Source organism: Shewanella saliphila (assembly GCF_014648295.1).
GTDB lineage: Bacteria > Pseudomonadota > Gammaproteobacteria > Enterobacterales > Shewanellaceae > Shewanella > Shewanella saliphila.
This window is the reverse complement of the sequence record NZ_BMQV01000014.1, coordinates 85,561-96,803: the sequence shown is the minus strand read 5'-3', so window position 1 is coordinate 96,803 and position 11,243 is coordinate 85,561. Positions and strand designations below refer to the sequence as shown.

Annotated in this window: 7 protein-coding genes; 2 read left to right on the top strand and 5 right to left on the bottom strand. The window is 41.8% G+C overall.

Translation table 11 applies throughout. The features are described 5' to 3' along the window. Positions 1-711: 711 nt before the first annotated feature. Positions 712-3,033: a putative bifunctional diguanylate cyclase/phosphodiesterase gene (locus IEY48_RS08990; RefSeq protein ID WP_229786374.1), complete on the top strand. Its 2,322-nt coding sequence runs from the start codon at positions 712-714 to the stop codon at positions 3,031-3,033. Here the strand turns inward: IEY48_RS08990 and IEY48_RS08985 are convergent. Continuing rightward, positions 2,999-3,973, bottom strand: coding sequence for an alpha/beta fold hydrolase (locus tag IEY48_RS08985; protein WP_188919438.1), 975 nt, complete (start codon positions 3,971-3,973; stop codon positions 2,999-3,001). The genes IEY48_RS08990 and IEY48_RS08985 overlap by 35 nt on opposite strands. Positions 3,974-4,031: 58 nt before the next feature. Further along, a complete protein-coding gene (locus IEY48_RS08980) occupies positions 4,032-5,837 on the bottom strand; it encodes a DUF885 domain-containing protein (protein WP_188919436.1) in 1,806 nt (601 codons plus the stop codon). 218 nt (positions 5,838-6,055) lie between these two features. Here IEY48_RS08980 and add point away from each other — a divergent pair, with 218 nt between their 5' ends. Beyond that, positions 6,056-7,054: an adenosine deaminase gene (gene add / locus IEY48_RS08975; protein ID WP_188919434.1), complete on the top strand. Its 999-nt coding sequence runs from the start codon at positions 6,056-6,058 to the stop codon at positions 7,052-7,054. Positions 7,055-7,175: 121 nt separating this feature from the next. Here add and hemN read toward each other — a convergent pair whose 3' ends face one another. The 3 genes from hemN to IEY48_RS08960 form a co-directional block, all read right to left on the bottom strand. Beyond that, on the bottom strand, positions 7,176-8,552 hold the full coding sequence (hemN, locus tag IEY48_RS08970; protein ID WP_188919432.1) for an oxygen-independent coproporphyrinogen III oxidase: 1,377 nt from the start codon (positions 8,550-8,552) through the stop codon (positions 7,176-7,178). A 184-nt stretch (positions 8,553-8,736) separates the two neighbouring features. Then, on the bottom strand, positions 8,737-9,486 hold the full coding sequence (locus IEY48_RS08965) for an NRDE family protein (protein WP_188919430.1): 750 nt from the start codon (positions 9,484-9,486) through the stop codon (positions 8,737-8,739). Positions 9,487-9,545: 59 nt separating this feature from the next. Next, positions 9,546-11,132, bottom strand: a complete 1,587-nt coding sequence (locus tag IEY48_RS08960) for a ZIP family metal transporter (RefSeq protein WP_188919428.1) — start codon at positions 11,130-11,132, stop codon at positions 9,546-9,548. Positions 11,133-11,243 lie beyond the last annotated feature (111 nt).

Sequence of the window (11,243 nt, the reverse complement as noted above, 5' to 3'; positions counted from 1 at the left end):
GCGCATGATAGGACAGGGTATGTGTTCAGCAACTATGCTGAATGGAAGTATGCATGAGCCGTATACGAGGTCCGTACGTACGGTTCTGTGAGAGGGATGGGGCGGTGACGCCTCACCCTACTCGATACGTCTGAGATTTGTTTGTCAAATGAGCATTATAGCAGTGTGGTGATATGCCCATGTGAGAGTAGGTCATTTCCAGATGCCTAATTTACTCGTTAGATTAGAGTTGTGAAAAGCCCGTTGCTAACCCAACGGGATTTTTTACGTCTGTTGTTTTATTGTTATAGCGAAATGAGCTATCTTGATCTGCTATAGCTTACTGTTTAATGACCGAGCCCTAACACAATGATTTTTTGATGCATTCAGGTTGGGCGGTTAATAGATACTGAATTCTGTTGATATCTGCACTACAATATGTGGAGTAAAAGCCTTCATGATTAAACAGTCTTTATCTTGTTTATGTGGTTGTGTTCTATAACTATTCCTTTACATATTGCTAAGATTACCGCTAGCATATATTTATCTATTTTATTGGGTGGGTTTATTTTGCCTCGGTTGCCGAAACTGTCTTTGTCTTTCCTTGTTCCTGCGTCTTTTTTTATCCTTTACCTTGGGTTGGTATGTGGGGAGTATTTTTATGAACATGCAGAACTAAATGAGCAATTAGCATCGAGGCAGTCTGAACAAATTCAGAAAGATCTTTTTCGTATGAGTCATGTGATTGAATCTGCCGTGATGACTCAAGATTTCGAGCGTATAGAGCAAGAGGTCGCGCTTGTATCGACTGATCAGAATATGATGGCGTATGTTATTTTAGATTCTGCTAGCGAGATTCAATTTGCTAACCACATAATTTGGCGTGAAAGTAATGCCATCAATGTCCTTGAAGGTTATTCAGCCGATAAGCATCGTGCTTCTATTGGCAGAAATAAACCTAATGTCATCGTCAATTTTGAACGTTTATCGATTCAAGCCTATTACCCGCTGAATTCAAATTCACGTTTTAGTTATTCGAATATGGTTGAACTTATTTATCTCGAATATGATATTGCAAATCTGTTATCTGAAGCTTCAGAGAGTTTACTCAAACGTTTTATTGAAATTTGGGGCTTAGGTGCAATTGTACTGACGTTGTTTTGTATTTTATTGCATTACGCATTTATCCGACCGTTAACTCAATTAAGTCGTGCTGCTAAAAACCTCGATAAGCCAGATTTTAATACGAATATAGTTTGTGTTACGCGTGAGGTTTCCACGCTACGAGATTACTTAAATTTAGTTAAAGGTCGTTTGTTCCGTAGTCAAAAACGCCTTAATGATGCGGAGCAACGTTGGTTATTTGCTGTGGAGGGCGCGCGTAATGGCATTTGGGATTGGGCTATTGCTACCGGTGATGTGTTTGTTTCTGATCGCTGGAAAGAAATATTAGGCTATCAACCTTATGAACTTGATAATGACTATTCTGTTTGGGAGTCTCGTTTACATCGTGACGATAAGCCCCAAGTATTAAATACTCTTCAAAATTATATCAATAATCAACATGATGAATATGAGAGTGTGCATCGCTTACGACACAAAGACGGCCGTTATATTTGGGTGCTTGATCGAGGCAAAATTGTTGAGTGGGATGAGTTAGGTAGGCCTTTACGGATTATTGGTACTATTACTGATGTTTCTGGTGACGTTAAAAGTCAGCGAATTTCGGTGGATAAACCTAATCACAATGGCCTAACAGATTTAATTAATCGAGAAGTACTTGCTGATCAACTTTATGATTTGCAAGTGCTTAGCCGTAAGACTGGCCAGTTCTCTGCGCTCCTTATGATTAATTTAGATAACTTTAAGCTGATCAATGATGCCCTTGGCCGACAGCTAGGTGACCGTTTATTGATGCAAATAGCTGCTCGGTTATCAGGGAGCTTTTCGAGTGCGGGCACTGTGGCGCGTCTTGGTGCTGATGAGTTTGTTATTTTGGCTAAAAACTTTGGTCATGATATCGATCAAGCAAACAAACGGGCATTAGCATTAGCGAGTGAAGTTCGACAGCTCATTGGCCGCGGTTTTACTATCTCGGAGCAAAATTTATCGATTACAGCTAGGATTGGCTTGGTTGTTTTTGATGGAATTGAGTCGTTAGAACCACAAGTATTATTGGCTCGAGCCGACAGTGCTTTAGAGCAAGCTAAGGACAGTCGTTCTAATGGCTGCGCTATCTATCAGCCAGAATTAGACCAACAACATGTACAGCCAATAAAGCTGCAAAGTGAGCTTAAGCTTGCCATCCATAATAAACAAATGTCTTTGGTGTATCAGCCCGTTGTTGATCATACAGGGCAATTAAATAGTGTCGAAGTATTGATGCGCTGGTATCACCCACAATTTGGTTATATTAATCCGCGCAAATTTATTGCCGCAGCTGAAGTAACTGATTATATTTTTGAAATCGAGCTTTGGGCACTCGACCAAGTATTGTTGTTAATCAATTCTTTACAACAAATGAATTCAACTGTGCCTGTGATGTCACTTAATATTTCTTCAAGGCATTTTCATCAGGATCATTTTGCTCATGTGGTGATGAGCAGAATATCAGCGGCCCATGTCTCACCTAAATTACTGCAATTTGAAATAGCAGAAGATATTTTTAGGGTTAATGCTGATGACGCAAGAAATAAGATTATAGAACTACAAGCTTATGGTATTAATATCGCGATGGACGATTTTGGTGGTGGTTCTTGTGGTGTGCATCAATTACAAGGGATTTCATTTTCGCAGGTTAAGTTGGCGGCTGTGTATCTTGAAGAAATAGAATATAACCCTGAAACATTTAACATCGTAAACGCCATAGTTGAATTTGCGAATAAGTTGAATTTACCCGTCGTCGCTAAACAAATCGAAAACAAAAAACAACTTAACTTATTAACCCATGCAAAATGTACGGGCTTTCAAGGCTACATTATTAGCCGTCCACTTGATCAAGACGACATCACACAGTTAATTAAGACGCAGTTATCGTTGAGTGTTGCGCCATAAAGTCCATTGAATACGATAAGGCGATATTGCGCATTGTATCTGTTTCAATAAATACCTCATGAAACGCCCCTTCAATAACCACTTTGTGGCACTTGTTACTGAGTGAACGATTTTGTGCTTCATTGCAAACAACGCTGTCTTTTTCTGCCTGTAAAATCAAAATCGGAGTTTGGCTCTCTTTGGCATAACCGATGCTTTGCATCGCTGCATCTAAGGCTTCAAGTAACCAATGATTGGTCGGAGACCCTAATTGAGCCTTTGGGGTGGCATTAAACAAGTTGCGATAATGCTGATAGCGCTGTTGGCTGTGAGTGAGCTGATTTCGGTTGAAATTGACGGCTTGATAAGCACCACCGCCTAATACAAAACGGCTGTTTACCTTGCCATTAACTATCTGGCTGTTATCAAATTTAGTGGCTAACCATCGTACTAACGACTCAGCAAAAGGCAGATTAATGCCAAACATAGGTGCTGAAAACACGGCCGCTGTAAATGTTGTGGGGTGCAAGTGTATATAGTGGCTTGCTATGGTGCTTCCCATTGAATGAGCTAACATAAATAGCTCTGTATGCTTAAAAGGCCTGACAACCTCATCAATGAATTGACTGAGGTCTTGGGTATAATCACTAAAATTATCGACATATCCCATATGAGGGTTATGTGTCAGCCGGTCAGATAACCCTTGGCCTCGATGATCTAATGCATAGACGCTAAAACCCTGCTGAAATAAATCAAACATTAACTCTTTATATTTTATATATGACTCAACACGACCATTGCTAATGACTATTGCTTTTTGGCTATCTGGATGTTGGATATGGGCATAAGCGATATTCATCCCGTCTGGTGTCTTAAAGTGACTTTGTTTGACTCCTAGCCAAAAATCGCGCTGGGCGCTGGTATCTAACTTGAGTTCAGACGAAAATTTCATGTAATGCATTATGTATAAGCCAGCTGGTTAATATGTTTAGGTGTTTATCGAGTCATCACAATGGCAGTTAACTTTGGCCATTGGTGGTTAATAAGGCCTGTTGCTGCAAGATAAACTGATCAATCATTTGTTCTAATACTGACATTGGAATTGACCCATTTTCAAGTACCGCATCATGAAAAGCTCTGAGGTTAAAATCAGTGCCTAATTCGGCCTCTGCTTTTGCACGCAAACGTTTAATGGTGAGCTCGCCTATTTTGTAAGACAGTGCTTGTCCAGGCCATGAAATATAACGGTCAATCTCTGTGGTGACATTATGCATTGATAGCGCGGTATTGCTGGCCATAAAATCAATAGCTTGTTGACGAGTCCAGCCTTTTGAATGCATCCCAGTGTCGACGACTAGGCGGGCTGCTCGCCACATTTCGTAAGTTAAACGGCCAAAGTTACTGTATGGGTCTTGATAAAACCCGGCTTCAAGTCCGAGGTATTCTGAGTATAGTCCCCAGCCTTCACCAAACGCTGAAATATAGCTATAACGTCTAAAGTTGGGTAAATCAGTTAGCTCTTTATTTAATGAAATTTGCAGGTGATGCCCTGGTACGGCTTCATGCAGCGTGAGTGCTTCAAGTTCATATAAAGGGCGTTTATCAAGCGCATAAGTATTGACCCAATAGTAACCAGGTTCGTCATCGCGGTTTGAGCCTGAGTAGCGTCCTGTTGTGTATTTAGGTGCTATTTCTGCAGGTACAGGAGCAATGCCGTAAGGCGTGCGAGGCAATTTACCGAAATATTTAGGCAACATGGCATCGGCTTTTTTGGCAATAAAGGCTGCCTCCCTGAGTAGCTCATCTGCCGACTTTGGGTAAAACTGCGGATCGGTGCGTAAAAAATGTAAAAAGTCCGCAAAGCTGCCGTCAAATTTTACCTGCTGAATAATTGCCTCCATTTCGGCGCGTATTCTTGTAACTTCTTCTAGCCCAAGCTGATGGACTTGCTCGGCACTCATGTCGACAGTGGTGTAGTAATTAACTCTATTTTGATAAAACGCTGGGCCATCGGGTAGTGCTGAAGCGGCAATTTCGGGGCGTGCATTGGGTATGTACTGCTCGGTCATAAAATCATAAAACTGCTGATAAAGTGGCAGTACAGTATTTGTTACTAGCTCAAGACCTTGCTGGGTGAGTGCGTTTTTTTGTGCGGCGCTGAAATGATCGGGATAGTCAGTGAACGGCTTAAAGTAGCCACTTTTTTGTGGCTCAACAATAAAAGCACTAATGCTGTCTTCAAAGCCTTTTAAGGTTACTTTTGCCGGCGTTATCCCGCTGGCAAGGCCTTGCTTAAGCCAGAATGTTTGTTGTTCAAAATAACGTGGCATACCCTCTAATTTGGCAATATATTGTTGGTAATCTTCAATATTGTTAAAAGGTGCTTTTGCGATGGAGGCGATATAAGCGTGAAACCCACTCTCAGCGGTGATCGGCAGGTAATGGTCATGAAAATAATACAGGTCGACATCGTTTTGCAGCTGAGCCTGAAGCATATCGGCGTTGATAACACTAGCACTTGATAATTCACTACGATCTAGTGTGGCGAGTTGTTTGAGTAAGGCTTTTGTTTGCTGATCTTTTAGTGCTAATGATTCTGGGGATAAGTCATTGAGCTTACTGGCGGCTTCTTTGTTACCTAAGTTGGCAGCAAGCTCTGGAGAATACGCTAAAGTGAGCGCCCAACTCTTATCGATTAAGGTTTGTAATTCTTGTTCGACACTTGTTTGTGTTGCAGGAGCTTCAGTGGAAGTTTGTGGTGTCGCGTTAAAATGACAACCAGATAAACTGAATATAAAAAGTGCAGGTAAAAGCAGCAAGCGCATCAAAAGTCCTTTAATGTGGCAAAGTGTTGGCTTCGTTTATTGAGAGTATGCCCGATTTTAATCCAAAAACACATCGCAAATACTGTTAAGACTTGTTGTGACTGAATTCAGAAAAAAACAATCGCCATCAGAAAATATGTAAATACATGTTAAACTGAATACTATTCTCTGACCGACAAAATCAAACCAATGGCAGGGTAAGTTTATAGGGGTTAATTATGATAGATACAACCATTCCGCTGGTTGATTTGCATCGTCATTTAGACGGTAATGTTAGCGTAAAAACCATTTGGGAATTAGGCCATCAACATGGCATTAAGTTACCCGCTAATTCGTTAGAAGAGCTTGCACCTTTTGTGCAAATTCAGGGTAAAGAAAACAACCTGGTTGATTTTTTAAAGAAGCTAGATTGGATGGTTGCTGTATTGGCTGATTTAGATGCTGTTAAGCGTGTTGCCTACGAAAACGTAGCCGATGCCGCAGCTCAAGGATTAGATTACGCAGAGCTGCGCTTTAGTCCTTACTACATGGCGATGAATCATAATTTACCGATTGAGGGTGTGGTTGAAGCGGTTATTGATGGTGTTCGTGCAGGTGTTAAAGAGCACGACGTTCAAATTAATCTCATTGGTATTATGTCGCGCTCTTTTGGCCAAGAAAAATGCCGTTTAGAGTTAGAAGGCATATTAGCGCACCGTGACAGCATTGTTGCAATGGACTTGGCGGGTGACGAGCTCGGGTTCCCAGGCGACTTATTTACTGAGCACTTTAAACGTGTTCGTGATGCTGGACTACAAATCACTGCACATGCGGGCGAGGCTGCGGGTGCAGAAAGCATGTGGCAAGCCATTAACGTTTTAGGTGCCACTCGTATTGGCCATGGTGTTAATGCTATTCACGATCCTAAATTAATGGAATACCTTGTTAAACATCGTATTGGTATTGAATCGTGCCCAACCAGTAATTTACATACCTCAACCGTCGCAAACTATGATGTGCATCCGCTGCATAAATTTTTAGACGCTGGTGTGTTAATTGGTTTGAATACTGATGATCCAGGCGTGAGCGCAATTGATATCGCGCACGAGTATCGTGTGGTTAAATCAGAAATGGGCTTTAGCGATAGCCAATTAGCAACCTTGCAACGTAATGGCGTTGAGATGGCGTTTTTGTCAGACAGTGAACGTAAAGCGTTATACGCAAGAAAAGCGAAATAACCTGAGTTTAAATAGCTTGAGTTGAATGCCATAAAACGTTGCGTTAAACCTTATAAAGTACATAACAAAATAGCCAGCAAATGCTGGCTATTTTCATGTTCAGATATTGATTAACGCTGAATTAAATCACCCTTGAAAACTGCTGTTGGCGGGCTTTTTGACGATAATACACATCAAAGCACATACAAATATTACGGATAAGTAGACGACCGGTCGCGCTAACAGTAAGTTTGCGGTCAGTTATATCGACAAGCTTATCGTCAATAAAGGTCTGTAATAACTTTAAATCTTCAGCAAAGTAGTCTTCAAATTGAATATCAAACGCAGCATCAATTTTGGCCATGTCTAAGTCAAAGTGACAAATGATTTGCTTAATGACCGCGCGACGGATTTCATCATCACGATTTAAGCTACAGCCTTTCCAAAGTGCATGACCATTAGCATCAATGGACTCGTAGTAAGGGCGAATGTCTTTTTGGTTTTGTGCATAACAATCGCCAATTTGGCTGATTGATGAAACACCTAAACCTAACAAGTCACATTCTTCCTGAGTGGTGTAACCCTGGAAGTTGCGGTGTAGTTTACCGGCATTTTGTAGCTTGGCTAATTCATCGTTAGGTTTAGCAAAGTGGTCCATACCAATAAACTGATAACCAGCACCCGTTAACGACTCAATGGTTTGATGCAACATATCGAGTTTTTGTTGTGGTGATGGCATATCGGCATCTTTAATTTTACGTTGCGCCGCAAAACGAGATGGCAAATGCGCATAGTTAAATACCGATAAACGATCTGGCGATAATTCAATAATACGTGCAATTGTTTGAGCAAAAGTTTCGGGTGTTTGTAGCGGTAGACCGTAAATAAGGTCAACGTTAGTCGATACAAACCCTAATGCTTTCGCTTTGGCAATTAAGTCGAAAATAAATTGTTCGTCTTGCTCGCGATTCACCGCAACTTGAACGTCTTTATTAAAGTCTTGCACACCAATAGATACCCGGTTAAAACCGGCTTCTTTTAATGTGTCTAACATACTCAGTTCAATCTCACGTGGATCGACTTCAATTGAGTATTCACCCACTTCAGCAAAATTAAAGTGTTCTTTAATCAACGCTGTTAACTTAAGAATTTGCTCTGGGCTTAAGAAGGTTGGTGTGCCGCCGCCCCAATGCATTTGGGTTACGGTGTAATTTTTGAATAGCGGTGCGCGCTTAATAATTTCAGCGGCTAAATACTCAATATATTGGTCTGCTTTGTGGGCATGGCGGGTAATAATTTTATTACAGCCACAGTAGTAACAAAGCTTGGCACAAAAAGGAATATGCACATACAACGACAGTTTGTCGGTTTTGCTATTTTTAATCGATGTCAGTAAATCTTGCTCAGTAAAAGCGTCATCGAATTCTAATGCGGTCGGATAAGAAGTATAACGGGGACCGCTGTAATTGTATTTTTCGATCATCGACTGATCCCAACTAATCTGAGTGGGCTGCTTCAAGGCGTGTCCTCCGGGGGTAAATTAGCAACACGCGAAGTATGCAATGTTCGTAAACAAATTAACTTGATCTAGGTTGTAAAAATGAATGTTGCTTGTTTAAACCCATGCAGTTTAGCGCCCGCTGATATGAGATTTTGTTATTAATGAGGTGTATGTCACAGTCTATTGCCGTAAAATATTGAAGTTAACCCAGTGTAAATTGCTGCGAACCGAGGTTTCGCGCTTTTCCGTCATAACGCGTTTCACAAAAGGTCATACTGCCGCTTCTGTGTTTGAGTAATATGCTAGTCGAGCGGGTGCCATACTCTTGGTGTTGAATAAAAATAGAGGACAGTCTGCGTTCCCACTCCATGCTCAGGCCTGTTTGTGGTAAATCTGCATCTGCTGGTTGAGAAGTGTCGAGCATTAATGTGCGTAGGGCTTCCACATCGGGTTGAACTGTTTTGGATATGTAACTTTGTAGTGCTTGCTGACCTTTAGCCATTTTAGGCCATACATCGTCTAACGCTCCATTACTCACCGCATGAAACCCTGGTGACAACAAGGTAGTTTGTAAGGTTTTACTGTTAAAGCAATACAGTTGTTGCTGTTGTTGAAACACTAAATTGAACGGGTTGTAGTTGATGGCGTGTTCGCTTAACCATTGCGGGGTGATATCAGCTGTGCATAGCGCATTAACGACCAACTCACCACGACTTCGCACGCCGTCTTGTTGTTCCATTTCTCGTATATTGGTTAACCCTGCAAATTGGCCATGTTCATTCACCCCAAGCCAAGTGCCGCCGGCAAGTTTATCTTGTCCTGCATAGATGGCGGGTGTAGTTGGCCAACAATGTGCGGGTTCTGTTGCTCTATGATGAAACTCATCACGATTGGCACAAACAATCAGTGGATAATCTGGGTGGGCATCAATAGCAACAAATAAAATACACATGGGGCTACTCGGTAAAGGACGATAACCCCATCATAACCATAAATGGTATTTACGGGTTATTAATGTTGATGATTGCGCCCTGAGTTATCTTCTTTAGAGTGCGAATGATGATGGCCATGGTCATGACCTTTTGCATGGTCATGTGGCGCAGATTTTATATTAATCATCAAGCGACTTAAAAACTGACGAGGCCCAAGGCGTAATAAGCTTGCGCCAAATAATAATGCTATCGCCACCAAGCCAATCATATTGACGCTATCTGGCAGATTTAACGTAGTTGTTGAGCTTAATGTCACCTGGTCTGCGACCATTAGCCCCGCTAATAAAATAACGCCTAACATTAAGCCTTGTTTCCAATTCATTAATTTTAACTGACCAATACTGAGCACAGGTGCAGCTAATAACGTAAAGGCAATGGCTATCTGACTCCAACCGCTGTACGCCAAAGCTAATGCCAAAATAACGGTGCCAAGATTACAAAAACGCATAGGTAAAAAGACCAACAGTAAAATAAACACCTGTGTCGCCGGATTTTCTAATGGAACCGACGGGTGACCAATTACATTAGCCAGTACTAAACTTAATATAATCCAAGGCGCGCTTCGGTCAATGAGTTGGCCAAAACCAAAACGCAGCGCCGAGTTAGGTTGTGAAGGATGTGGGTCGGTAATCTCAACTTGAGTCGCCGTCATCAATACGCCTATCGCCAGTAAGCCAAACAATTGGTACAGGGCAAACCAGGGACCCAGTAAAAGTAAGGTTACCAATAGCGCTTCAGGCCCTGCTAGGCGTTGTAACCAGCGCAGCGCTAGTGAGTGATGAGATGGTCGTAAACCCAGAGCAAATCGGGCAGTCGCAATAACATAGCTGGCTAATAAAATGGGTGAAATGGTTAATAACCAGCTCACAAACTGTTCAGGGCCATGGTTATGATGTGTATGTTCGTGGCCTCCGGTGTCCATTAACAACAATAGTGCCAATAAACCTAAGCCAAATAAGCTGCCAATGCCTGCTTGGTATTGATATTTTCCTTGCTTGTCTTCGTGCTGGTGACCATGAGGTTGATGTAGTACAACATGCAAAATTGAGCCAGTAACAAATGCTTGTAGATAAACCGTATTTTCCAGGCTTAATTGAGTTAATAACTGCTCACCAGCAAAATAGCCTGCTGCGGTCAGTAACATCATTGCTGCCAACACAATACTGGCCCAACGCGTCCCCACTTGCGGCTTTAATAGCCACCAAATAGCCACCCCGACAGGTAGGCGGTGCATAATCACGCCCAAGGCAAGCAAGATAGAGTTGCCTTCTTGTTGTGCTAGTACCATTGCACCACCATCGGTAATGGTGTGCAATAACAGCCCGCCAATACCGAGGGTTAAAGTAATATTATGGGTAATGTCTGAGTATCGATGAAACAGTTTTTCGCTGGCAGTAGGGCCCCAAACACCGAGTAACACAAAAAACAGCGTGATAAATCCGCCGTGTTCGAGCAGTTCTGGCAATATATGGATGAGCACTAGCCCACCTAGCGAGACGAATATAAACCCGTCTAAGCCTTTTTGTAGTCCACTTCCCGATGAAAAGTAACGGTAAAAAAGTGGCCCAAATAATAATGCGATACAACTAGCGATGAGATAGAGCATGATATCCAAGAGTTCAATCGAAAAAAAACGATGCAGTATAACATTTTTCAATTATGTTGTAGCGTGCGAATAGCGCAAGCTGAAAAATTTACTTAAAACAGATAATGCAAG

Coding starts and splice junctions, on each gene's coding strand:
- IEY48_RS08960 (WP_188919428.1), bottom strand. CDS start 11,132: ATGCTCTATCTCATCGCTAGTTGTATCGCATTATTATTTGGGCCACTT.
- IEY48_RS08980 (WP_188919436.1), bottom strand. CDS start 5,837: ATGCGCTTGCTGCTTTTACCTGCACTTTTTATATTCAGTTTATCTGGT.
- IEY48_RS08985 (WP_188919438.1), bottom strand. CDS start 3,973: ATGCATTACATGAAATTTTCGTCTGAACTCAAGTTAGATACCAGCGCC.
- IEY48_RS08965 (WP_188919430.1), bottom strand. CDS start 9,486: ATGTGTATTTTATTTGTTGCTATTGATGCCCACCCAGATTATCCACTG.
- IEY48_RS08990 (WP_229786374.1), top strand. CDS start 712: ATGAGTCATGTGATTGAATCTGCCGTGATGACTCAAGATTTCGAGCGT.
- add (WP_188919434.1), top strand. CDS start 6,056: ATGATAGATACAACCATTCCGCTGGTTGATTTGCATCGTCATTTAGAC.